Source organism: Protofrankia sp. Cr2 (assembly GCF_963555885.1).
GTDB lineage: Bacteria > Actinomycetota > Actinomycetes > Frankiales > Frankiaceae > Protofrankia.
This window is the reverse complement of sequence record NZ_CAUVXG010000062.1, coordinates 2670-27182: the sequence shown is the minus strand read 5'-3', so window position 1 is coordinate 27182 and position 24513 is coordinate 2670. Positions and strand designations below refer to the sequence as shown.

16 protein-coding genes are annotated in these 24513 nt (G+C 68.1%); 9 read left to right on the top strand and 7 right to left on the bottom strand.

All coding sequences use genetic code 11. The features are described from left to right. From U9978_RS20605 to U9978_RS20570, 8 genes are all read left to right on the top strand, one after another. On the top strand, window positions 1–2558 hold a 2558-nt coding region (locus U9978_RS20605), incomplete at its 5' end, for an SDR family NAD(P)-dependent oxidoreductase (RefSeq protein ID WP_322762785.1). 64 nt (window positions 2559–2622) lie between these two features. Next, window positions 2623–4956: a beta-ketoacyl synthase gene (locus U9978_RS20600; protein ID WP_322762784.1), complete on the top strand. Its 2334-nt coding sequence runs from the start codon at window positions 2623–2625 to the stop codon at window positions 4954–4956. Next, the gene (locus U9978_RS20595; protein ID WP_322762783.1) at window positions 4950–6617 is read left to right on the top strand and encodes a PfaD family polyunsaturated fatty acid/polyketide biosynthesis protein; all 1668 of its coding nucleotides are present in this window, start codon (window positions 4950–4952) and stop codon (window positions 6615–6617) included. The genes U9978_RS20600 and U9978_RS20595 overlap by 7 nt, the downstream gene beginning before the upstream one ends. After that, on the top strand, window positions 6614–8422 hold the full coding sequence (gene accD, locus U9978_RS20590; protein ID WP_322762782.1) for an acetyl-CoA carboxylase, carboxyltransferase subunit beta: 1809 nt from the start codon (window positions 6614–6616) through the stop codon (window positions 8420–8422). Before U9978_RS20595 ends, accD begins: the two co-directional genes overlap by 4 nt. Further along, window positions 8422–9117: an acetyl-CoA carboxylase biotin carboxyl carrier protein gene (locus tag U9978_RS20585; protein ID WP_322762781.1), complete on the top strand. Its 696-nt coding sequence runs from the start codon at window positions 8422–8424 to the stop codon at window positions 9115–9117. The genes accD and U9978_RS20585 overlap by 1 nt, the downstream gene beginning before the upstream one ends. After that, a complete protein-coding gene (locus tag U9978_RS20580; RefSeq protein ID WP_322762780.1) occupies window positions 9114–10472 on the top strand; it encodes an acetyl-CoA carboxylase biotin carboxylase subunit in 1359 nt (452 codons plus the stop codon). Before U9978_RS20585 ends, U9978_RS20580 begins: the two co-directional genes overlap by 4 nt. A gap of 213 nt (window positions 10473–10685) precedes the next feature. Then, window positions 10686–11555 (top strand): arpA protein, encoded by an 870-nt coding sequence (locus tag U9978_RS20575; protein WP_322762779.1) that lies wholly within the window; start codon window positions 10686–10688, stop codon window positions 11553–11555. Window positions 11556–12506: 951 nt separating this feature from the next. Continuing rightward, window positions 12507–14339, top strand: coding sequence for a choline/carnitine O-acyltransferase (locus U9978_RS20570; RefSeq protein WP_322762786.1), 1833 nt, complete (start codon window positions 12507–12509; stop codon window positions 14337–14339). Window positions 14340–14429: 90 nt separating this feature from the next. Here U9978_RS20570 and U9978_RS20565 read toward each other — a convergent pair whose 3' ends face one another. The 7 genes from U9978_RS20565 to U9978_RS20535 all read right to left on the bottom strand — a co-directional run bounded on the left by U9978_RS20565 (window position 14430) and on the right by U9978_RS20535 (window position 22764). Next, on the bottom strand, window positions 14430–15296 hold the full coding sequence (locus U9978_RS20565) for a carbohydrate ABC transporter permease (protein WP_322762778.1): 867 nt from the start codon (window positions 15294–15296) through the stop codon (window positions 14430–14432). 68 nt (window positions 15297–15364) lie between these two features. After that, on the bottom strand, window positions 15365–16312 hold the full coding sequence (locus tag U9978_RS20560) for a sugar ABC transporter permease (protein WP_322762777.1): 948 nt from the start codon (window positions 16310–16312) through the stop codon (window positions 15365–15367). Window positions 16313–16353: 41 nt separating this feature from the next. After that, window positions 16354–17739: an ABC transporter substrate-binding protein gene (locus tag U9978_RS20555; RefSeq protein WP_322762776.1), complete on the bottom strand. Its 1386-nt coding sequence runs from the start codon at window positions 17737–17739 to the stop codon at window positions 16354–16356. After that, entirely contained in the window at window positions 17736–18851 is a 1116-nt protein-coding gene (locus tag U9978_RS20550; protein ID WP_322762775.1) for an ABC transporter ATP-binding protein, read from the bottom strand. Before U9978_RS20550 ends, U9978_RS20555 begins: the two co-directional genes overlap by 4 nt. Window positions 18852–19107: 256 nt before the next feature. Continuing rightward, window positions 19108–20100 carry a PDR/VanB family oxidoreductase gene (locus tag U9978_RS20545; protein WP_322762774.1) on the bottom strand — a complete coding sequence of 331 codons (993 nt, stop codon included), beginning with the start codon at window positions 20098–20100 and terminating at the stop codon, window positions 19108–19110. 106 nt (window positions 20101–20206) lie between these two features. Further along, window positions 20207–21088: a LysR family transcriptional regulator gene (locus tag U9978_RS20540; protein ID WP_322762773.1), complete on the bottom strand. Its 882-nt coding sequence runs from the start codon at window positions 21086–21088 to the stop codon at window positions 20207–20209. Window positions 21089–21291: 203 nt separating this feature from the next. Then, a complete protein-coding gene (locus U9978_RS20535) occupies window positions 21292–22764 on the bottom strand; it encodes an FMN-binding glutamate synthase family protein (RefSeq protein WP_322762772.1) in 1473 nt (490 codons plus the stop codon). Between the two features lie 144 nt (window positions 22765–22908). Here U9978_RS20535 and U9978_RS20530 point away from each other — a divergent pair. Beyond that, window positions 22909–24513, top strand: a 1605-nt coding sequence (locus U9978_RS20530) for an LCP family protein (protein WP_322762771.1), incomplete at its 3' end; no start/stop codon positions are given.

The following is a 24513-nucleotide window of genomic DNA, read 5'->3' as shown; positions in this document are numbered from 1 at the left end:
TGCCGGCCGTCTCAGAGCCCGCGGCCATCCCGGAGCCTGCGGTGGCGCCGGAGCCGTCTGCCGGGCCGGCGGCACGGTTTCCCGTCGAACTCGTCCCGTTGCCCGCGATCGACACGATCGAACAGCCGTATGCGAGCGATCCGGTTGCCATTGTCGTCAATCGCGGTGACCAGGCGGGCGAAGCGTTCGCGCTGGGGCTTGAGAAGGCCGGTTGGACGGTGGTACGGGCGAACCTCCCGCTTCCCGGCGGGGCGGCGACGCCCGAGTCCACCTGGGACGGTGAGGCTGCGCAGCGGCGGCTCACCGAGGCACTGGACGCGGCGGGCCGGCTCGATCTCTGTCTCGTCCCGCTGGTGGGCAGCGACGTGTGGGATCACAGCGTCCGCGAGCTCGCCGACGCCGTCCTGGTGGCCCGGCACGCCTGCGGACCGCTTGCCGCCGGCGCCCGGTCCGGTAGCCGCGCCGGCTTTGTGACCGTCACCCGGATCGACGGCGGTCTCGGTCACCGTGGCGAACGCCAGGCAGCCCAGGCGCTGGTCGGCGGGGTCGGCGGAGTGGTCAAGACACTCGCGCACGAGGAGCCGTCCATCTTCTGCCGCGCGCTGGACATCCATCCGGGACTCGCCGTCGACGACGCCGTCGCCGTGCTCCTGGACGAGATACGGGACGCGGCGCTGGACATCACCGAGGTGGGTGTCGACAGCTCGCGTGGCCGCTGGACCATCGTCCCGGGACCCTACGGGTCTGTTGGCGGGCACCCCGGGTCGCCATCGGTGTCGCCTGCTGACGGGTCCTCCGCCGGCGGTGCGGCCACGGTCGGCGGCGACGACGTCTTCGTGGTGACCGGCGGCGGGCGTGGGGTTACCGCGACCTGCATCCGGGCGCTCGGCGCGAGCAGTCAGGGGACCTTCCTGCTCCTCGGGCGCACCGCCCTGGCGGGGGAGCCGGCATGGGCCGCCGGCGTGGCCGACGGTGATCTCAAGCCGGCCGCGATCGCGGCCCTGGTAGCCGGCGGCGGCAAGCCGCCGACGCCGCGGGAGGTCGAGGCGGCCTTCCGCGAGGTCGAGGCCCAACGGGAGATCCGTTCCACGCTCGACGCGCTGACCGCGGCCGGGGCCGGGGCCAGCTACATCCAGGTGGACGTGGGTGACGCCGAAGCCGTGCGGGCAGCGTTGTCGCAGCATCGCGAGCGGGTGACCGGCGTGGTGCACGGCGCGGGCACACTGTCCGACGGGCTGCTGCGGACCAAGACCGCCGAGGATGTGCGCCGGGTCTTCACCCCGAAGCTCGCAGGCCTGCGCAACGTCCTCGACGCGCTCGGGGACGCGCCGGTAGGCCATGTCGTCCTGTTCACCTCCGTGGCGGGACTGTTCGGCAATGCCGGTCAGGCCGACTACGCGGCCGCGAACGAGGCCCTGTGCCGGGTCGCGGCCAGCCTCAAGCGCGAACACCCTGACCGGCACGTCACGGCCATCGACTGGGGCGCGTGGGACGGCGGGATGGTCGCGGCCGACCTGCGTGCGGTGTTCCGTGCGCGCGGCGTCGAGCTGCTGGCGCCGGACGCCGGCGCACGGATGTTCGTGGCGGAGTTCACCGCCGGCCACCGCGACGACGCCTGCGTACTGATCGGTTCCCCGAAAGGGCTCAGCGCCACGTCCGGCCCGCGCCCGGCTCGGGCCTTCACTGCCCGCCGTGACCTGATCGGGATCGAGGGCACCGAGGTGCTCCAGGATCACCGCATCGACGCCTTCCCCGTCCTGCCGGCCACGTTCGGCCTCGGCTGGCTGGTGAACGTGCTGGAACGGGCGCATCCGGGGCTGCGAGTGGTCGAGGTCCGCGGCTTCGAGGTGCACAAGGGCATCGTGTTCGACGGGACCCAGGGCCGTGAGTACCAGGTCGAGGTACCGCTGGCCGAAACCGTGGACGGTCGGCTCGTGGTGCGCGCGAGCGTGCGCGGCGTGGCCGCTACCGGCCGGCCGGTCTCACATTACGTCGGTACGTTCGTGCTGGCCGAGCAGGTTGACCCGGCACCGCCCGGGGTTGCTGGAGCGGGCGGGACGATCGGTCATGATTCGCAGTCCGGTCCGGAGGACGGCCTGGCGATCTACACCGAGGGCATCCTGTTCCACGGCCCGTCCCTACAGGGAATCCGGCGGATCCTGCAGCGCCGTGATGACCGGGTCGTGCTGGAATGCCGGTTGGCCGACCAGGTCGTGGCCGGCGGCGCGTTCGCCGGTGCGTTGCACAGCCCGGTTCTGGCCGATGTCCTCCTGCACGGACCGTCGGTCCTGGGCAGGTGGCTGACGGGCCAGGCATGCCTGCCGCTGGCGGTGGGGCGGATCGAGTACTTCGCCCAGCTTCCTGACGGGGATCGGTTCATCGTCGTCCTGGACGACATCCGGTCGACGGCATCCTCCCTGACGGTGACGGTGACCGCATGCGATCCCGGGGGTCGTGTCCTGCAGCGCCTGACCGATGTCTCGATGATCGGAACTCCCGACATGGCGGCGAAGTTCGCCGAGGCCGTGCGTTCCCGCCAGGCGGGGGAGACGGCGTGAGGGTCCACCCTGGTCGCCGCAGGCATGGCCCGACCGGCTCAATGACGTGGACGGAGAGCACGCGATGACAGCGGATCAGGCCGGGGACCTTGACTGCCTGGAGTTCGACGGGGAGGCCTTCGACCCCACCCGTTGGCTGTACTCCGCACCGCCGGAGGCGCCGAGGCAGGTATCGGCCGAAGGCGGTGGGAGGCTGTTTTCCCCACCGCCGGAGGCGCTGAGGCAGGTATCCGTCGAAGGCGGTGGGAGGCTGTTTTCCCCACCGCCGGAGGCGCTGAGGCAGGTATCGGCGACGGCGCTCGTCGGGGAGGTGCGGGCCGTGGTCGTGGCCGCGCACCGCAGCGCCCTGCGGGCCCAGGCGAACCTGCAGAGCGCAATGATCGCTGCGTTCGGCGCCACCGGCCAGGCGAGCCAGGCGAGCCATGCGGGCCAGGCGGGCCAGGCGGGCCAGGCGGACCCGGCCACCGGTCATGTCGAGATCCCACCGGTGGCGCCCGGGCCGGCCGTGACTCAGCCGGTGACGGTCGGGCGGTTCGAGATCGTGGACGGTCAACCGTTTGCGGTCGCACACGGTGCCCATCGGGTCGTCGCAGGCGAACCGGTGACTGCCGAGGCAGCGTTCAAGCCGCTGGCACGCAGCGACCGTACCCAGCTGGCCGGCGCTGATCTCGCCCGGCTGGTCGAGGGGTCGATCGCCGGGGTGTTCGGTGCCGCCTATGACCAGGACGGCGCCAACCCGTCGATCCGACTCGCGCCGGCCGGCGACCCCCTGCTGAGCCGGGTGGACGACATCGCGCTGCGGGGCGGCGCCTGGGGCAGGGGCGAGCTGCGTGCCACGCTGCGGCCCGACGTGGCCGCCCGGGCCGGTTCGGCGCCGGCGGCGGCGCGGGCGGTGCTGCTGGCCGAGGCGACCGCGCAGGCCGCCCAGGTGTTCGCGATGTACCTGGGCCTGCACCTCTGCCTTGCCGACGCCACGTTCGTGCGCGGTCGCCCGGACGGGCGGGGCGAACCGGACCGGTGCCGGGTCGACCTCGAAGAAGACGCCGGGACCAGCGCGGAGCACGAGATCGTGCTGGCGGTCACGGCCGTCGATCTCGTCCCGCGTCCGTGGCTGTCCGTCGACGCCGAGATCCGGGCCGGGGGCGAGGTCGTTGCCCGGCTGTGGGATGTGACGCTCGGCATCCGGGAGAAGCCCGGCGCCCCGGTAGGGCCGGGCGTCGGGGGGATCGTCCCGGTGTTTCTCGGGCGCAAGAACAGGTTTGGCGAGCGGATGATGCTCAACGAGCTCCACATGGCCCACTGCTCCAAGGGCGACCAGGATGTGGCGCTGGGGCCGGAGTTCGCCCGGTACCGCGACACCCGGGCGACCCGCCTACCCGACGGTGGCCTGCGCCTGGTCGACCGGATCGTCACAGTCGACGGGGAGCGGGGGAACCCGCGCCCGGGCTCCAGCCATGAGACCGAGTACGACTCTCCCGCCGATGCCTGGTACTACCAGGAATCGGCGAACGCGTCGATGCCGAACTGCGTGTACATGGAAACCTCGCTGCAGTCGGCGCTGATACTCGGCTACTACCTGGGTGCGACCCTGCCGGCGCTGGAGGGCGACCACAGCCTGCGCAACCTCGGTGGTACCGCCACGCTGCTGCGCGAGGTCGAGCTGCGGGACACGACCCTGCGGCAGCACTCGACGTTGTTGTCCACGACGCCCATGCCCGGATCGGTCCTGCAGGACTTCGGATACCTGTTCTCCGTGGACGGCGAGCCCGTCTACAAAGGTGAGTCGATGTTCGGGTACTTCAGTGCGGCGGCTCTTGCCCGCCAGAGCGGGCTCGATGCCGGCCGCCTCGTCCCGACATGGCTGGAGCAGCAGGAACGCCGTCCGGCGGTCCGGACGATCAACATCGCCGGCCGCCGGGCCGACCGGTCGGCGCCGTTGTGCTCGCAGGGCTATCTCGCGCTTCTCGACGACGTCGACGTGGTCGACGACGGTGGCCGGTACGGCCGGGGATACCTGCGGGCGGTCCGCGCGATCGATCCCGCGGACTGGTTCTTCGAACGCCACTTCTTTCGGGACCCGGTCATTCCCGGCTCCCTCGGTGTGGAGGCTGTGATTACGGCGATGCAGGAATGGGTGGTCGACGGCGGTCACGCCGACGGCCTGGTCCGGCCGGGGTTCGTGCTGCCGGTCGGATTGCCCATGACCTGGAAGTACCGGGGTCAGATTCTGCCGACGGACGCCGCGACAACCCTTGAGGTCCACATAAAGGCCGTCGAGCGTAAGCCGGGCCGGATACGGGTTATCGCGGACGCGAGTGTCTGGAAGCCGACCATGCGTATTTATGAGCTGACCGATATCGCCGTTGAACTGCGGGAGGAAGGGGCGCTGCCATGGTGACCACGCCGGCCGGTCTGCCGGCCTTTGCCGGTGTCGGCTCTGCGGGCGCCGGTTCTGCGGGCGCCGGTTCTGCCGCGGGTCCGGCCCGCACCGCGGCCGACGTCTACGAGGTGCTGACCACCCTCGAACGGCCGTGTTTCGTCATCCGGGATGCCAGCGGAATCGCCGCGGTCAACGACGAGCGGCTGATCGGCGCCGGTGCGCAGGTGCTGGCGGCGGTCCCGCCGTTGGCGCCCGACCGGCTGGGGTCGCCGGATTTCCCGCGCGACCACGGTGTGCGCCATCCGTACATGGCCGGTGCGATGGCGAACGGGATCGCCTCGGCGGCGATGGTCGCCGCGTTGGCCCGGGACGGGTTTCTCGCGTCCTTCGGCGCGGCCGGGGTGCCCCACGCCCGGGTGGACGAGGCGTTGACGACGATCCGGCGTAACGCGCCCGGGCTGCCCTTCGCGTGCAACCTCATCCACAGCCCGAACGAGCTGGCCATGGAGCGGGACGTGGTCGACCTGTGCCTGCGCCACCAGGTGCGCTGCGTTGAGGCGTCGGCCTTCCTCGACCTCACCCCACAGGTGGTGCGCTATCGGCTGGCCGGGCTGACCCGGGACGGGGCCGGGCGGGTCCAGGTCGGCAACCGGCTGGTCGCCAAGATCTCCCGGGCCGAGGTGGCCGAGCGCTTCCTGCGTCCGGCGCCGGAGTCGATGGTCCGCGGGCTGGTCGAGGCCGGTCTGGTCACGGCGGAACAGGCTGACCTTGCGCGCGGGGTACCCATCGCTGACGACGTCACCGCGGAGGCCGACTCCGGCGGACACACCGACCGCCGGCCGCTGACCGTCCTCCTTCCCGAGATCATCGCCTTGCGTGATCGCATCGGCCGTGAGCTGGGGTCCGGGCGCACGGTCCGGGTCGGTGCGGCCGGCGGGATCGGCACGCCGGCCGCGGCGGCGGCGGCGTTCGCACTCGGCGCGGCCTATGTGGTGACGGGGTCGATCAACCAGGCATCGGTCGAGGCATCCCAGTCGGAGGCGACAAAGCGGCTGCTGGCCGGTGCCGGCACCGCCGACTGCGCGATGGCCCCGTCCGCGGACATGTTCGAGATGGGTGTCGAGGTGCAGGTCCTGCAGCGCGGCACCATGTTCGCGTCCAAGGCCAGGCGGCTCTATGAGGTCTATCGGGCGCACGAGAGCATCGAGGCGATCGCGGACGCTGAGCGGGACGCCCTGGAACGCAAGATTTTCCTCCGGCCGTTGGAGGACGTCTGGGCCGATACAGTGCGCTTCTTCACCGAGCGTGATCCGGACCAGATCGCTCGCGCGGCCGACAACCCGAAGCGGCGGATGGCCCTGGTCTTCCGCTGGTACCTCGGCCTGTCCTCGGGCTGGAGCATCGCCGGCGAGACAGGCCGGGTCGCGGACTACCAGATCTGGTGCGGTCCGGCGATGGGTGCCTTCAACAGCTGGGTCACCGGGACCTATCTGGCCTCGGTTGCGAACAGGCGGGTGGCTGACATCGCCGCGCAGATGATGCGTGGCGCCGCGTTCACGAGTCGGGTCAACCACCTGCGCCTTGCCGGCGTGCGCCTGCCTGCGCGCTGCGCCACGTACATCCCGTCTCCGCCGCGGAGTGACACCGCGGGCGAACACGATCGGTGGGAGAGATCATGACAGTGACCCTGTCCGAACGGCACGGCACGCAGACCCGCGGCCCGTCATGGCTGGTCTGTGGCGGTTGCCGGGCGATCGTCTATGCAAAGAAGTTCACCCGCGCGCTGCGGGTCTGCGCGGAATGCGGCTGGCACGCCCCGCTGACCGCTCATGAACGCCTGACGATGCTGCTGGATCCCGACAGTGTGAATCTGTTGGAAGCGGTCGTGTCCGACAACGATCCGCTGCAGTTCGTCGACAGCCGTCCCTACGTCGAGCGACTTCGGGAGGCGCGCGCGGCCACCGGGCTCGACGAGGCGGTCGTCTGCGCCCGCGGCCGCGTCGACGGTAACCCGGTGGTCGTCGCCGCCATGGATTTCCGGTTCATGGGCGGCAGCCTCGGCGCGGCGGTCGGTGAGGCCATCACCCAGGCAGCCGAGATCGCGCTGCGGGAGCGGACCCCGCTGCTGCTGGTGACCGCCTCCGGCGGCGCCCGTATGCAGGAGGGTGTCCTGTCCCTCATGCAGATGGCCAAGACCAGCCAGGCGCTCGGGCAGCTCGACGAGGCGGGGATCCTCACCCTGTCGCTCATCACCGACCCCACCTTCGGTGGTGTCGCCGCATCCTTCGCGACGCTGGCCGACATCATCATCGCCGAACCGGGCGCGCGGCTGGGTTTCGCCGGTCAGCGGGTGATCGCGCAGACCATCCGCCAGACTCTGCCGCCGGGGTTCCAGACCGCGGAGTTCCTGGTCCGCCATGGCGTCATCGACATGATCCGACCGCGGGCGGAACTGCGCGCCACCCTGAGCCGGTTGCTGACCGTGGGTAGTCGTCGGTCGGTGAGCAGGACGGTTCCCGCGCCGCGGTCGGCGGGCAGATCCGGGCTGATCGTCGATCCCGACCGGCTGCCCGAGCGGGACCAGTGGGAGTCCGTGCGGCTGGCGCGCCGGCTCGGTCGGCCCACGACGCTGGACTACATCGCGCTCATGATCGAGGATTTCAACGAACTGCACGGCGACCGGATGTCGGCTGACTGCCCGGCGATGGTCTGCGGGCTCGGCAGCCTCGAGGGCGTTCCGGTCGTGGTGATCGGTACCCAGAAGGGGCGCACCGCGGCCGAGCTGTCCGGGCGTAACTACGGGATGCCTTCGCCGGCCGGCTACCGCAAGGCCGCGCGGGTCATGCGCCTGGCCGCTAAGCTCGGCCTCCCGGTGATCACCCTTATCGACACCGCGGGCGCGTATCCGGGCATCGAAGCGGAGAAACAGGGCCAGGCCGTCGCGATCGCGGAGAACCTCCGGTTGATGGCCGGCCTGCCGGTACCGGTCGTGGCCGTGGTGACGGGTGAGGGCGGCAGCGGTGGCGCGCTTGCGCTCGCCTTCGCCAACCGGGTCCTGATGTGTTCCAACGCGGTCTACTCGGTGATCAGCCCGGAGGGCTGCGCCGCGATCCTGTGGAAGGACGGCGCCGCCGGACCGAAGGCCGCCGCGGCACTGCGTGTCGACGCGCGTGAGCTGCTGCGTAGCGGCGTGGTCGACGGCGTGGTTCCTGAGCCCGACGGCGGTGCACACAGCGATCACCTGCTGGCCGCGCACGCCCTTCGTGATGCCCTGACCAGCACGTTGGCCGAGTTGCTGCCGCGGGACCAGATGACCCTCGTCACCGGCCGCAGGGCCCGGTTCCGTCAGTTCGGCGCGAACACCCTCACCCTGCTCGATACCGACCTCGACAGTGTCGACCTCGACAGTGTCGACCTCGACAGTGCAGCCCTTGACGGTGTCGGTCCTGACAGCGTCGGCCCCGGCGAAAAGGAAAGTGCCTGATGACCATGCTTCCGACCAACGGTGCGTCGCCCGGATCCGCCGGTACCGCCGGGAGCGGCGATCCCGGCGGTACCGATCCGGGCGTGACCCCGTCGGCCTCACCGGCGGGGTGGGAATCGCGCCGGCCGACGGGCCGGGGTGTCGACGAGCTTGACGAGATCCTGACGATCCTGCGCCAACAGGCGGTCGCCGTATGCGAGCAGGCGTCCCGGACGCCCGTTCGGGTGCGGGCGGGCGCCGGCGACATCTTCGTCGAGGTCGCCTGGTCGCAGACGCCGCCGATCGCGTCGGTAGCCGTGGCCGATCCGGGTTCCGGTCGGGTGTCGGGGCCGGTGCGGGTACCGGTGTCCGAGCCGGACAGACCCCAACCCGCCCACGCACAGATCGGTCCGCCGGCGGCGCGGGCCGAGCCGGACGTCGACGTCCACGTCCTGCGTGCCGGCACGGTCGGTGTGTTCTACCGGGCGCCCGAGCCCGGGGCGAAGCCGTTCGTCGCCGAGGGTGACTCGATAGTCCGGGGCCAGCAGGTTGCGATCATCGAGGCGATGAAGCTGATGATCCCGGTGGAAGCCGATGTCTCCGGCCGGGTCGTTGAGCTGTTCGTAACCGATGGTACATCAGTCGAGCACGGAGAGCCGCTGATGGCCGTGGCCACCGGCAACAGTAACGGCGCCACCACCGGTGTCAGCCGATGATCAAAAAAGTGCTGATCGCCAACCGTGGTGAGATCGCGTTGCGGGTGGCCCGCACCTGCCGTGAACTGGGCCTTGCCACGGTGGCGGTCCACTCCGCCGCCGATCGCGACTCGGCGGTCGTCCGGTTCGCCGACGAGGCGGTACAGATCGGTCCCGGCCCGGCCAAGGCGAGCTATCTGCACATCCCGGCCGTGATCGAGGCGGCGCGGGGCCGGGGTGCCGACGCGATCCACCCCGGCTACGGTTTCCTGTCGGAGAACGCGGACTTCGCCGAGGTGTGCGAAGAGGAGGGTTTCACTTTCGTCGGGCCGCCGGCGTCGGTGATGAACCGCCTCGGCGACAAGGCCAGCGCCCGTTCGATCATGTCCGAGGCCGGGCTGCCGCTGCTGGCGGGTAGCCGGGACGCACTCGACCACGCCGACGAGGCAGCGGAGTTCGCAGCCGGAATCGGGTTCCCGGTCATCATCAAGGCGGTGGCCGGCGGCGGTGGGCGTGGAATGGCCGTGGTCGGTGACCCCGACGCGTTTCTTCGTGCCTACAGCGAGACCCGAGCCAGCGCCCAGGCGGTGTTCCGCGACGGGCGGCTCTACGTGGAGCGCTATCTGCAGTCCGCGCGCCACGTCGAGGTGCAGATCCTCGCCGATACCCACGACAACGTCGTCCACCTCGGCGCGCGCGACTGCTCGTTGCAGCGCCGCCACCAGAAGCTCGTGGAGGAGACGCCCGCTCCGCGACTGCCCGCCGACACCGTCGAGCGCATGTGTGCCGCCGCGGTCCGCGGCGCACGGGCGGTCGGTTATGTGGGCGCGGGCACCTTCGAGTTCCTGGTCGACCCGGCCGGTCAGTTCTATTTCATGGAGGTCAACTGCCGGCTCCAGGTGGAGCACCCGGTCACCGAGATGGTCACCGGGACGGATCTGGTCCGCGAACAGCTACGCGTCGCCGCCGGTGAACCGCTCGGGTTCTCCCAGGACGACGTCGCCGCGCGCGGCGTCGCGATCGAGTGCCGGATCAACGCCGAGGACCCGACGGCGGGTTTCACGCCGACGCCGGGTGTGGTCAGCGAGTTCTCACTGCCCGGCGGCCCGTTCGTCCGCGTCGACACCCATGTCTTCGCCGGATACCGCATTCCGGCGCTGTACGACTCGCTGCTGGCCAAGGTCGTCGTCTGGGCACCCGATCGCGACCAGGCACTCGCGCGGATGCGGCGGGCACTCGACGAGCTGCGCCTGAGTGGTCCGACGGTGACAACGACCGCCGGCTTTCTGCGCGACGTCCTCGACCACCCCCGGTTCTGTCGGGCCGAGCACGACACGTCCCTCATCAACGAGATCACGACGGTACCGCGCCCCTGATCCGCGTCCACCCCCCAGCCCCGCTCCTTGATCCACGCTCCTGCTGTCGGGCGCTCGTAGTGTCGCATGTCACAACCGACTTCACGGCAATTGAATTACGAGCAACAATGTGTTGAATCGCTGGCTGCGTATGGGCGTCACACACAGGGACTGCCGAGTCGATTGGGGTGTCCCGGCCCAGGGTGGTGCCCCTGGGAGGTGGAGAGGATGCTCATGGGTACATCGGGGGCTCGGGTGGTTGGACGGATGGTCGACACGGCTCGCTATCCCCTGGCAGCGCCGACCGGAGCCGACTGGAAGTACGTGGTTTCTCGCACCCGCCGCGAGCTGCACAATACCGGTTGCAGCATCCTGCCCGGTTTCATTCGGCCTTCCCGGTGTGAAGAATTACAGCAGGAATGCGCGACCATCGCGCCGGCGGCGTATTACGAGGTCGAAACGGTGAACGCCTACAACATCGCACCGGAGGTAACCCTTCCAGCAGATCATCCGGGCTCGGTCGCCATGCTGCGCGGCAATGCTTTTGTGGCACGCGATCGCATACCAGAGGATTTCATCATTCATCGGCTCTACACCGACGAACTGTTTCAGCGCTTCATCGCGGACTGCTTCGGACTGGACCGCATCCACGAGCTCGCAGACCCCCTTGCCGGGCTGTGCCTCAATGTCGTCATGCCGGGAACGGAGCATCCCTGGCATTTCGATACAAATGAGTTCGCGGTGAGCCTGCTCACCCGGGAACCGCGAGCCGGTGGTGTGTTCGAGTACTGCCCGGACATCAGATCCGCGCAGGCGGAGAATTTCGACGACGTGCGGGCCGTGCTGGCCGGCCGCGGTGAGCACCTGATTCGTCGGCTGTCGCTGCGCCCAGGCGATCTCCAGCTCTTCAAAGGTCGTTATTCGATGCACCGGGTGAGCTCTGTACACGGCGATACAGCGCGTCACTCGGCGATCTTCGCATATAGCGAACGTCATGGCGTCGTCGGCAGCGTGGCGCGGACGAGGCAGCTTTTCGGTCGCGTCCTGCCACAACATCTGGCGGCCGATGGAAACGCTGTGCGGGTCGACCGGCTACTGGATTAGGAGCCGCTGGCGTGCTGACTACGATGCCGGCCCGTTGCCTGTTCTGTAAGCCAGGGAGGAGCATAACCCGTGCATTTTGACGCCACCGGAAAAGTTTCCCTCGACCACATCTACACGCAACCCGATCCGCGCGCCTATTTCAGTACGTTGCGCGCGCTCGACTACTGCATCCCGCAGCTCGCCAAGCCATATTTCACAAATCTCATCGAGGAATACCGGAGCTTACAGCAAAACCGGGCTCCGAATATCCTGGACATTGGCTGCTCCTACGGCATCAACGCCGCTCTGTTGAAATTCGACGCGACCATGGATGAACTGTATGAGCGTTACTGTGGCCTCGATGCCCGGTCACAGACCCGCAGCACGCTGCTGACCCGCGACCGGGAGATGGTCCGTTCGCGTAATCGCCGCACGTGCACGCGGTTCGTGGGCCTCGACACGTCCCACCCCGCCCTTTCCTATGCGCTCTCGGCCGGATTCGTCGACGATGTGGTACACGCCGACCTCGAAACGCGCGACCCCACGGAGCGACAACGCCAGCAGTTCACCGGGGTCGATCTTGTCATCTCGACCGGCTGCCTCGGCTACGTCACGGACCGGACCATCGCACGGGTTGTCAGCGCCAACAGCGAGCGCAGGCCGTGGATGGCGCATTTCGTGCTGCGGATGTTCCCGTTCGAACCGGTGGCCGAGAGCCTGGCCGGGTTCGGATATGAAACCGTTCACATCGAACGAGTGTTCAAGCAGCGGCGGTTCGCCTCCGCACAGGAGCAGTCACTCGTCCTGGACACGCTGTGGGACGTCGGCGTGGATCCGCGCGGATTGGAAGCCGAGGGCTGGCTGTACGCGCAGCTCCACATCTCTCGGCCACGCGACACGAAAGTTTGTGCGGTCGTGGACCTGGCAACGAACAAAGAATTATCCAGCTCGCCGAAACCATTGAGGTCGACGATGAACGTGAAATCTGATCAAGATTGGTCCACCCGTACCTTTGGCAACGAGGACCGACTGCCGCGGGTGCCGTTGCCGACCGTGGCGGCGAGCTGCGAGCGATTCCTCGCGTGGTGTGCACCGCTGTTGACCGCGACCGAGCTGGCGACAACCGAGGCTGCGGTGGAGTCCTTCCGCGGACGCGACGGTGCCGGGCACAAACTCCACGCGGCACTCGAGCAGTACAACGCCGGCGACGGCGTGCACAGCTGGCTCGACACATTCTGGCAGTCCCGGTATCTGGGGCGGCGCGATCGGATCGCGATCAACGCGAACTACTTCTTCCTGTTCAAGGACGCCGGCCTGACACAGGTGGATCGGGCGGCCGGGCTCATCGCCGGGGCCGTCAACTACAAACTGGCGCTCGACGAGGAGATCGTTGCGCCGATCGTCCAGCGCGGGCAGGCTCTCTCGATGGAGCAGAACAAGTTCCTGTTCTCCACGACGCGGATACCAGGAGCCGTGCAGGATACCGTCCGCGCCCCCTACAGCGAACAGTGGCCGGGCCCATCCCGGGCGCGTCACATCGTGGTGTTCTTCCGGGGGCACATGTTCCGCATGGACGTGCTGGGCGCGGCTGGTCGACCTCACACATTGGACGATCTAGTGGCGGGTCTGCAGTCAATTATGAAGGCCGGTGCGATGCGGGCCGCACCGGAGCAGTCGGTCGGGCATCTCACCACCATGGCTCGGGCACAGTGGGCAGCCACTCGCCACGCGCTGCTCGGCTGCGATCCCGGCAACGCTGACGCGCTCGACGCGGTGGAAACCGCGCTGTTCTGCGTGTGCCTGGAGGATTTCGTACCCGCGGACACGCTGGCGGCATGTGACAACCTCCTCCACGGTGACAGCGGCAATCGGTGGTTCGACAAGGCCGTGTCCTTGATCGTATTCGCCGATGGTACCGCCGGTATCAATGTGGAGCATTGCGGTCTGGATGGGACGACGGTCCTCAGCTTTGTCGACGCGCTGCTGGGTGCATCGGCACAGGAGCACTCGGCGCGGTCGGGGGCACTGGCCCAGGGCCTGCCGGGCGTAACGCCCGTCGAGTTCGTGCTTGATGGTGACCTGCGGGCCGATGTGCGGGCCGCAGGTGCCGCGTTCGCCGCGTTCGGGGCCGCCGTCGCCACCTCCATTCTGTCGTTCGAGGATTTCGGCGGAAACCGGGCCAAGGCGCTGGGGATGTCGCCTGATGCATTCGTGCAGCTGGCCTATCAAGTCGCTCACAAGCGCGCCAAAGGAATGGTGGGCGCCACCTACGAGTCGATTGCCACGCGCCAGTACCGGCGCGGGCGGACCGAAGCGATGCGCGTTGTCACGCCCGAGGTGATGCGGTTCGTCGCCATGATGGATGACCCCGACGTGGATGTGGCGACCCGCAGCGCCGCGTTCCGGGCAGCTGCCGACGCGCATGTGGAACGGGCGAAGGCATGCCAGGCGGGGCAGGCTCCTGAGCAGCACCTGTGGGAGCTGGCGCTGATTGCGCAGCGGCGCGGCGAGGCGTTGGGGGTGCCCGCGGCGCCGGCCCTGTACCAGACGCCGGGCTGGCTCACGATGCGGGACGACTATCTCAGTACCAGCTCCGCACCGTCCACCAACGTCGAGTACTTCGGCTTCGGGTCGACCAGCAGCCAGTGCATCGGCATCGCCTACGTGTTGCTGCCGGACCGCTTCAACCTTTACCTGAGCACGCCGCTCCCGGTGGTTGACGGCATGTTCGCCTTCGCCGACGAGCTCCGGGAAGCAGTGCGTGAACTGCAGGATCTCCTGGAGACCGAGAAGGCGGCGGTGTGAGCGAGGCCACGTAACCGATCACGTCGTCGATGCCTGCGCGGCCAGCCGGTAACCGTCCCGGCTGGCCGGTGCTGGGGTGACTCTCTGGTATCACCGCAGGCCGGAGTGCACGAACGCGTTGACGATGCGTCGCTGGAGAATCAGATAAAGGACGAAGATCGGCAGGCAGGACAGCCCTGATGCTGCCATGATTCCGCCCCAGTCATTGCCCTCGGTCCCCCCGAGGAAGCCGCGCAGCCCAAGCTGGATCATCGAGTCGGCCTGCTGGAGCACCATCGACGGCCAGAAGTACTCGTTCCACGCGTTGATGAACAGCACGATCCCGAGCGCGGCCAGCACCGGCCGCAGGTTGGGCACGACGACCGTCCACAGCGTCGACCAGGACGACCGCCCGTCGATGCGTGCAGCCTCCAGCAACTCCTTGGGGAAGCTTTCCATGTGCTGGCGTAGCAGCAGGACGCTCAGGGCGGTGCACAGCGTCGGGATGATCACGCCGGCGAGTGTGTTCAGCAGACCGAGCCGGAACAGCAACGTGTAGTTGGGCACCATCGTCACCTGGAACGGCACCAACCACGTCCCCACGAACAGCAGATAGAGCAGCCGCTGGCCGGGAAAACGCCAGGCCGTGAACGCGTAGGCGGCGAACAGACCGGTCAGCAACTGCCCCGCAGCGGTCAGCGCCGCCACGACGGCCGTGTTGAGCAGCAGCGCTCCGATCGGGACGACCTCCGCCGCGTGCCGGTAGTTGCCCAGCGACAGCGGCCAGGGAAGGAGCGACGAGCCGTAGACATCGCTGGGACGGCGCAGCGACGTCGCGTACATCCAGCCGATCGGGACGATGCAGGCGAGGCTGAGCACCGTCAGCACGACGTGGCCGACTAAGAGCGACCGGCAATAGGGGACGCGGCGTCGCGGGGCTGGGGCGCCCACCGGTCCGTCCACCGTGAAGCCGGTCATCGGTCACCCTTCGTAGCGACAGCAGGGACGATGGTCGTCATCCACGAGTCATCAGTTGTCATGAATGTTCAGTCGTCATGGACGCTCAGTCTCTCGAACAGCCACACGAGGAAGACGGCCACCAGCCCGAAACACAGGAAGAAGGCCAGACCGGCGGCGGCAGCGAGGCCCGCGTCGAAGCTCTTGAAGCCGTACTCCCAGAGCAGGTAGTAGACGTTGGTCGTCGCACTGTCAGGGCCGCCCTGGGTGAGCGCGTCGATCAGCGGAAAGGTCAACTGCCCGGCGAGCAGCACGGTCATGAGGGCCAGCAGGACCAGGGTCGGCGACAGCAGCGGCAGGGTGATCCATCGGGTGATCTGCCACCGGCTCGCGCCGTCGAGCTGGGCTGCCGCGGCATACTCGTCGTTGATGGCGGCTAGGCCGGCCGTGACGACGAGGACGGCGAAGCCGAGCAGGTGCCAGCCGGTGATGCCGACGACGGCGAGCTGGGCGGGACCACGTTCATGCAGCCAGTTGACCGGTCGGCCCAGCAGGCGGTCCACCAGGCCGTGGCGCGGGTCCAGCAGCCATACCCACATCGCCGCGCTCGCCACCGGCGGAACCAGCACCGGCGCGAACACCAGTGCCCGGTAGCCGACGCGCAGCCGGCCGCGCACCCGGCGGGTGAGCAGGGCGACGATCGTGGGCAGGACAACCGTGAACGGCAGCAGGCACACGATCGTCGCCGCCGTCAGCCACAGCGAGTTCCGGAGCTCTGGAAGCTGGAGAACGTGGCGGTAGTTGTCCAGACCGACCGGGATCTTCGGCCTGCTCGGCACCAGGTTCCACGAATAGAACGACAGCTGCGCGGCCTCGACCAATGGGCGGTAGGTCCAGACCACCAGGCAGCCGAGTCCCGGTGCGAGGTAGAGAAAGGGCGGCAGCGCCCGCAGCGCCCGGCGCGTGGCTGACGGCCGGGCTGCGCTGACCGGCGTCGGCGTCTCGGGTGTCGCCGTGGCGGTGAGTTCTACGAACACCTCAGTTGATCCTCGCCTGCTGATGCCGGGTCGTCACGGCCTCACGTTTTCGGCAGCAGCTTTGTCGCCCGGTCCGCAGCCGCAGCCAGCGTGGACCGCGCATCAGCCCCGCTGTAGACGACGCTTTCGACGGCATCGAGCATCGTGTCCCTGATCTGGCCGTAGTTGTCACCGGGGAATGCCACCGTCGGCCGGAGCCGGGCGAGCTGGTCGATGTTCGGTTTGATCAGGGGGTTCTTCGCCGCCCAGTCCTTCAGGCCGGCGGGGTCGTCCAGCAGGCTCGTCCGCAACGGCAGATAGCCGATCTTGCTGGTGAGCTGGATGTAGCCTTCATCACCGGTCAGGAATTTGATCATCTCCCAGGCCGCCCGCTGCTTGGCCGGCTCCTTGGCGAACATGACCAGGGCAGCCCCGGAGTTGGTCGGTGCCACCGTCTTGCCGTCGAAACTCGGCAGCCCGCCCGCCCGCAGATCCCACGGGGGCTTCGCACCGGTGGCGCCCTTACGGAACATGGCCTCACCCGCGCTGCTCTCCACGATCATGCCGATCTCACCGCGTGCGAATGCGGGGTATGCCTGCTCCTGGGAGAGTTTGGGGCTCGCGCCGGACTGGACCAGGTCCTGGGCCATCGTGACGGCCTCGACCGCCGACGCCTCGGCGAAGGTGAGCCTGGTCCGATCGGCGGAGAGCACCGATCCGCCGTTGGATGCGACCAGGGCCTGATAACACCAGTCACCGGCCTTCTTGGTCAGGCAGTCGATGTAGACGCCGTCCTTACCGGCTTTGCTCTTGATGGCGAGGGCGGCGGTCTTGACCTCCGCCCAGGTGGCCGGCGGTTTGGCGGGGTCGAGGCCGGCCTGGGTGAACAGGCTGGCGTTGTAGTAGAGGATCGGCGTGGAGAACACGAACGGGATGCCGTAGGTCTTGCCGTCGAAGTCGCCCAGAGTGCGCGCGGTCGGCGCGAACGGGTGTGTGCCGCCGAAGGTGGCCTGCACCGCGTCGTGGCCGACCACGTCGTCGAGCGGCGTGGCCCCCAGCCCCTTCACCGCGTAGAAGAGGTCGCCGAATCCCAGCTGCCCGATGTCAGGCGGCTTGCCGGCCGCGATCTGGCGCTGGATGCTGGCCGCCGCGGCCGACCCGTAGCCGCTGGCGGTCGCGGTAGCAGGCTTCTGGGCCGTCACTTTGATGTTGGGATGGGCGCTCTGGAACTTGTTGATCAGATCCGTGAACGTGTCGGTCCACGCCCCGGCCTGCGCCAGGTTGTAGCTCTCCAGGACGATCGAGACCTGCTGGTCGGCCCTGAGCTCGGGAACGGTCGCGGTGGTGGAGGGAGCGGCAGTGGACGAGCGGCCCCCGCCGCATGACGTCGCTGCGAGTGCGAGTGCGAGCGCGGCTGTGACCCCACCGAGATAGCGCGATCTTTTCACGTCGTGCTCCTTATGGGAGATGATTCTTCTGGCTGCCAGACGAGCCTGCGACCGCTGGCGCCGTCGAACAGATGCACGCGATCCGCGGTGGTGTCAAAGGCCACCGGCTCGCCGGGACGCAGCCCGAGCGGGCGCGGTCCGCGCGCGAACACAGGCGCGTCGCCGACCATGCACTGGGCGACCTCGTCGCTGCCGAGGTTCTCCACCGCCGTCACCCGACCGCGGAACATGGGTGACGGCGACGCCGGCGGGACGCCGACCAGATGTTCCGGGCGGATCCCCACGATGATGTCGCGACCGGGGAAGTCACCGGCCACCCACAGCGGCACCTCGACGCCGGGGGCGTGCACGCGGACGCGTCCGCAGTGGTTCTCGACCCGGGCCGGGAGCAGGTTCATCGGTGGTGAGCCCAGAAAGCCCGCTACGAACGTCGACGCCGGTTCGTCGTAGACCTCGGTGGGAGTGCCGACCTGCTCAAGGCGGCCGGCATTGAGCAGCGCGACCCGGGTGGCCATGGTCATGGCCTCGATCTGATCGTGCGTGACGTAGACGATGGTCGAGCCGAGCCGGTTGTGCAGCGCCCGTAGCTGGCTACGGGTCGCGGTGCGTAACTGGGCATCGAGGTTGGACAGCGGTTCGTCCATGAGAAAGGCACCCGGGTCGCGGACCAGTGCCCGACCGACCGCCACGCGTTGGCGCTGCCCACCGGAGAGCGCTCTGGGCCGACGGTCGAGCAGGTCGGCCAGATCGAGCAGCTCCGCGACCGCCTGTACCTTCTCGCGTATCTCCGCGCGTGGGCGTCGACGCGAGCGCAGCGGGAAACCGATATTGCGCTCGACACTCAGGTGCGGGTAAAGGGCGTAGCTCTGGAAAACCATCGCCATATCGCGGTCCCTGGGTGGCGTGAAGGTGACGTCGCGCTCATCCAGCAGGACCCGCCCGCCGTCGGGCTCGATCAGTCCGGCAATCATCCGGAGCAATGTCGACTTTCCACAGCCGCTCGGGCCGAGCAGGACGAGGAAATCGCCGTTGCTGATGTCGAGACTCACCCGGTCTACGGCGGTGACCTTGCCGAAACGCTTGGTCAACGCTTCGATCTGGATGCGGCTCACCGCCCCGGCTCTCCTTTCGCGCCGGACCCACGCCGTCTTGTATTCCGTGGGCCTCCCGGATCGGCTTCGCCAATCCGGCAGGAACCCCGACTTCCGGCGCCGACCACTTAGGCGCAGCTGCATTTAACTCCAGGACGGTGTACGGAGAGCAAACGCGCCGAAAATTGGACGTCCGTCGGATGCGGCGGGCTCAACCCGATCATCCCGGCCCGACGGTGTCGATTGGTGTCGTGGCTGAGGCGATAGATACGAGGCCTCAGATGTCGAGGACCAGTGAATCCGTGCGGGCTCGTGACACACAGATCATCAGGGCGTCGCCGGTGCGTTGCTCCTCGATCGTGAGTACCTCGTCACGGTGATCGACATCGCCGGCGATGAACCGGGTCTCGCAGTTGCCGCACGTGCCCTCGCGGCACGATGACGGCACGTCGAAGCCGGCGCGTTCGAGAGTTTGCAGGATCGTCCGGTCCGCGCCCACCCGTATCTTCTGCCCAGTACTGCCGATCACCACGTCGAAGGCGGTGTCCGCCGGGCGATCGTCGGGTCGTTCCCGGGGCCGGAAACGTTCCACGTGCACAGCGCCGGCCGGCCAGCCACCGCAGGCGGCTTCGACCGCCGTGAGCAGGCCCTCGGGCCCGCAACAGTAGACCGCCGTCCCGATTTCAGGCTGCCCGAGGATGTGCTCCAGCGGCAACAGCCCGGATTCGTCCTGCGGGTGGATGGCAATACGATCTTGGTGGGCCGACAGCTCGTCGAGGAACGCCATGCTGGTCCGCTGTCTACCGCCGTAGAACAACGTCCACTCGGCGTCCCGCTTATCGAGTTCGGTGATCATAGGCAGGAGCGGGGTTATTCCGATGCCGCCGGCGATGAGAATGTAACGCCGGGACGGGACCAGTGGAAAATTGTTACGGGGTGGCCCGACCGGCAACAACCACCCGGCCTGTACTTCGTCGTGCAGGTAGATCGACCCGCCCCGGCCATGTTCTTCACGCAGTACGGCGATTCGCCAGTTCATATCGTCGGCCGGGTCGCCGCACAATGAGTACTGTCGGACCAGGCCGGACCCGAGGATGACGTCGACATGGGCGCCCGGCGTCCACCCGGGGAGTTTCTCTCCAGCGGGATGGGCGAGGACCAGAGAAATGATGTCGTCGGCTTCCCTCGTTGTTCTGACGACGGTCAGGGACGGGGCGTTTGACGGCGTCGGCACTGCGGTCAACTGATCGTGGGTCATTGGCGCGGACATGACCGACCTCCGGACGGGCTAGCCTCGGGAGCAATTGGACCCAAAACGACGTGAAAATGGGCGATCCAGGCTGTTCCGACCAGGCGGCAAGGCTTAGCGGAAAAGCTCAGTGGAACGGACCGGTCTCCTCCAGGGTGTCGAGCAGGGCGTCGACGACTTTGGTTCGGTTCGGTCGCCACACGACGTGGACGGACAGCATCGGGACGGGATCGATGAGGGGCACGGCAACCGGGCCCTTGGTCCCGCGGACGCGGTCGAGCGAGGCGAACCCCACCAGCGGGCGAGTGTTGAGTACCAGGGCGGTCGCTCCCGGGTCGTCGACCTCGGCGGCGACCCGCAGAATGATCCTGAGTCGCTCGGCCGTGGTGACGATCGTGTCGTACATGGCCGGGGACTGCGTACGGCTGAACAGAACGCATGCCTGGTGTTCCAGTTCTCGGAACGGAACCTGTTCGCGGCTGGCCCAGTCGTGCTGCTCGCCGACCACGGCCACCAGTGGCAGCCGCAGCACCTCGCGGGACCGAAGGTCGTTGGTCGGCGGCAATCCGAATATGAAGCCGACGTCGAGTTCGCCGCTGAGTAAGCCCTTGAGCTGCGGGCCTGTGCGTCGTTCCCACAGGTGGGCGATCAGCCCAGGGTGGGTGGCGTGCAGCCGTACGAGCGTTGGCTGCAGTACCCGATGACCGGCTGGGAAGTTGTAGCCGATGTTGATCGTGCCAGCCCGCCCGGCAGCTGCGTCGCGGGCGGCCTGAACGGCTTTGCCGGCCTGATCGAGTATCCGTTTTGCCTCGGTTTGAAACGCGACCCCCGCCGGTGTGAGTCGGACTTCGTGGGAGGTGCGGGCTACCAGCTTGACGCCGACTTCGCGTTCAAGGCGTTGTAGGTGTTGGCTCAGCGACGGCTGGGCGAGATGAAGCTTGCCCGCCGCCCGTCCGAAGTGCAGCTCATCCGCGATGGCCAGAAAGGATACCAGATGTCGAAACTCCATTGAGCCCTCCGCGCCGGAATTCCGTGACCAGTCTACGTGGCGCGACTAACAGGCGGTGACGGGCGAGTGTTGTCCTGAAGAATTATGCGGTTTGAATGTGTCTGGAAAAGAAATACCGGCATGGATCCCGCAGGTTGGCGCCTCGACCTACGGTTGAGGATACGTCCGGCCACGGATTTGCGCGAACCTGATCCGGTAGACGCCTACCTCCACCGTTTGCCGTCGTCCCCGAAGAGCTCGCGTGCGGATCGGGAGCCGAAGTGCCCATCGAGGATCTCGAAGCTGTCGAGCGTGACGAGCGCCGGATGGGTGACGGCGCAGGAGTGCGCGAGCCGCAGCAGCTCGTGCCGTAGGCCACGGACGTAGTTGGCGACGCGGGCCGACTTGTCCCGCGGGTCCAGCCCGCGGGTCAGCCAGCGGGACTGGGTGGCCACACCGGTGGGGCAGCGGTCGGTATGGCAGCGTTGCGCCTGGATACAGCCCAACGCCAGCATGGCCTCCCGGCCGACGTTGATCAGGTCGCAGCCCATGGCCATGGCCAGCAGCGCGGTCTCGGGGAAGCCGAGTTTGGCCGAGCCGACGAAGACTATCCGGTCGTCCAGTCCGGCCTCCACGAAAACCCGGTGGACCCGACTAAAGCCGATCTTGAAGGGGAGTGCGACATGGTTGCTGAAGGCGAGCGGCGCCGCACCGCTGCCACCCTCACCACCGTCGACGGTGATGAAGTCGACCCCGCGGTCTGTGGTCGCCATCTGCTGGGCGAGCTGCTTCCAGAATCCCGCCTCACCTACAGCCGACTTGATCCCGACCGGTAACCCCGTTGCCGCGGCGATCTCCTCGACGACGTCGAGCATGCTGTCGACGTCACCGAACGCCGTGTGGGTCGACGGGCTGTAACAGGTTTCGCCGGCCCTGACCCCGCGGATACGGGCGATCTCGGGGGTGACCTTCGCCGCAGGCAGGATTCCACCCAGGCCGGGTTTCGCACCCTGACTGAGCTTGATCTCCACTGCGCGGATCGGGTGCCTGGCGGCGAGGTCGACCAGGCGCTCGAGACTGAACCGGCCGTCGACAGTGCGGCAGCCGAAGTATCCGGTGCCGATTTGGAAGATCAGATCGCCGCCGTGCAGGTGGTGGTCGGATATCCCGCCCTCGCCGGTGTTGTGTAGACAGCCGGCCATGGCGCACCCCTGGTTCAGCGCGGTGGTCGCCGGAGCGCTCAGCGCACCGAAGCTCATGCCCGAGACGTTCACCACCGACGGTGGCCGCAACGCCTGCGGCCGACCGCGTGCCGCGCCGAGCACCTTCTGGCAGGCCAGCAGGTTGTCCGTTGTCGCGGGCCCCGGCAGCGGGAACGCCGCCGGTTTGATGATGAGGTAGTTCGCCGACAGTTCCAGGTCGTTGTCGGTGCCGAAGCCCGTGTTGGCGTTGTCCTGCTTGGCGGTGGCGTACACCCAGCGGCGTTGGCCGCGACTGAAGGGCCGCTCCTCATCATTGCCGGTGACGATGTACTGGCGCAGCTCCGGACCCACGTCTTCGAGCAGGAAGCGCAGGTGCCCGACGACGGGGAAGGTCCGAAGGATCGAGTGCCGACGTTGCAGGAGATCATATAGTGCCACCGCGCACAGCAGAGTGAATGCCAACATGGCGAGTCCCAGCACGATCCATCCAGTCATCACCGTCACCCCGTCCAGCATGCTGCCGCAGCCCATCCCTGCCCGTCTCGATGTCTATATACGCTCAGTCCCGGATCGGGCGGATGTCGGGCTGAGAGGCGGGTATCGGGCGAGATGCGGCAGTCGTCGGCGACAGGTGGTGCCGTGACCCGCGATGCCGTGACCCGTGATGCCGTGCTGCCGGCGAGCCTCAATCCGCGGGTCCGAGCTCCGGACGGGTCGTCAACGTGGGGTGCTTCCCGGGTCGTCTCACGGTTGCTTCAGGTGGTTTTCGCGCTGCTTTCGGTCGTCGTCCTGGTGGCGAGCGTCGGTGGTTGGGTGCTCTACAGCCATCTCAACGGGAAAATCACCAGAGTAGATCTTGGTCTCACCGGTCAGCGGCCGACCGCCCCGGCCCATGGTGTCGAGAACTACCTGCTGGTGGGTACCGACAGTCGGGCCGGTGCCGGCGGCGCCTATGGCGACGCGCCCGGCCAGCGTTCGGACACCACGATCGTCGTCCACCTCGCCGCGGACGGCACCAGCACGATGGTGTCCTTCCCTCGTGACACATTGGTGACCATTCCCGAGTACACCGACACGAACGGCCACCGACATGGCGCGCATCGGGCCAAGTTCAACTCGGCGATCGCGGACGGCGGTCCATCCCTGCTGGTCAACATGGTCGAGCGGCTCACCGACATCCGGATCGACCATTACGTGTCCATGGACCTCGAGGGCTTCCGTGCCATCACGGATGCGATCGGAGGCGTCGCCGTCTGTGTCCTCCCGTCGACCTACCGCGATGTCTTCTACGACAACAACGTGCGAAAGGTCAGCACGAACACCAACGACCCGATGAGTGGGTTCCTCGGCGGTCCCGGGACCGTCCAGGTGGACGGCCGCCAGGCGTTGGCCTTTGTCCGGCAGCGACACGGGCTGCCCGAGCAGGACCTCGACCGCATCCGACGCCAGCAGCAGTTCATCGGCGCGGTTTTCCGCAAGGCGATGGCCAGTGGGGTGTTGACCAGCCCGGTCAAGCTTGAGGCGCTGCTGTCATCGGCGACATCCGCGCTCACCCTCGACAGTCACACGAGCATCGCCGATCTGCGGGGACTGGCTACTCGGATGCGGGATGTGGCCACAGGAAGTATCCAATCAGTGACGTTGCCGACCCATGCCCCGACCCGTGCGGAAGGCGGCATCGGCGATTCGGGTGAGCTCCCCGGACTCGGCGCTGTCCAGATTTACGATCCGACCGATCTTGATCGTATCGTCGCGCCGCTGCGCGCCCCGGGCAGTGGCACCGAGGCGTCCCCGTCGCCGCTGCCGTCGGTGTCCGGGTCCGGGTCCGGGGCGAGCAGCGCCACGCCCACCGTGTCGGCAGATCAGATCACCGTCGCGGTCTACAACGGTTCGACGGTCGCGGGGCTCGCGTCCCGCGCCGCCACCGAGCTGATCAGACACGGTTTCCGCGCATCCAACGAGGGCAACGCATCCCTACGTAGCCACACGAGTTCCACGGTTGTCTACGGTCCAGGTCAGGACGGCGCCGCACGCACCCTGCAGGCTGCCGTGCCCGGCTCCGTACTCCAGCGCGATCCGACCGCGATCCGCCTTGAACTGATCGTCGGATCCTCGTTCACCGGGGTTGTCGCAGGTGCGGCGGGCAGCCAGCCCACCGGCGCAGGATCGGCCGCGACCACGGGCGCGGATACCGCCGCGGCGGCGTCGGCGCATCCGACAACCCCCGTCCCGGCTGCAGCCCCG

Coding starts and splice junctions, on each gene's coding strand:
- U9978_RS20600 (WP_322762784.1), top strand. CDS start 2,623: ATGACAGCGGATCAGGCCGGGGACCTTGACTGCCTGGAGTTCGACGGG.
- U9978_RS20595 (WP_322762783.1), top strand. CDS start 4,950: ATGGTGACCACGCCGGCCGGTCTGCCGGCCTTTGCCGGTGTCGGCTCT.
- accD (WP_322762782.1), top strand. CDS start 6,614: ATGACAGTGACCCTGTCCGAACGGCACGGCACGCAGACCCGCGGCCCG.
- U9978_RS20585 (WP_322762781.1), top strand. CDS start 8,422: ATGACCATGCTTCCGACCAACGGTGCGTCGCCCGGATCCGCCGGTACC.
- U9978_RS20580 (WP_322762780.1), top strand. CDS start 9,114: ATGATCAAAAAAGTGCTGATCGCCAACCGTGGTGAGATCGCGTTGCGG.
- U9978_RS20575 (WP_322762779.1), top strand. CDS start 10,686: ATGGGTACATCGGGGGCTCGGGTGGTTGGACGGATGGTCGACACGGCT.
- U9978_RS20570 (WP_322762786.1), top strand. CDS start 12,507: ATGAACGTGAAATCTGATCAAGATTGGTCCACCCGTACCTTTGGCAAC.
- U9978_RS20565 (WP_322762778.1), bottom strand. CDS start 15,296: ATGACCGGCTTCACGGTGGACGGACCGGTGGGCGCCCCAGCCCCGCGA.
- U9978_RS20545 (WP_322762774.1), bottom strand. CDS start 20,100: ATGTCCGCGCCAATGACCCACGATCAGTTGACCGCAGTGCCGACGCCG.
- U9978_RS20540 (WP_322762773.1), bottom strand. CDS start 21,088: ATGGAGTTTCGACATCTGGTATCCTTTCTGGCCATCGCGGATGAGCTG.
- U9978_RS20535 (WP_322762772.1), bottom strand. CDS start 22,764: ATGACTGGATGGATCGTGCTGGGACTCGCCATGTTGGCATTCACTCTG.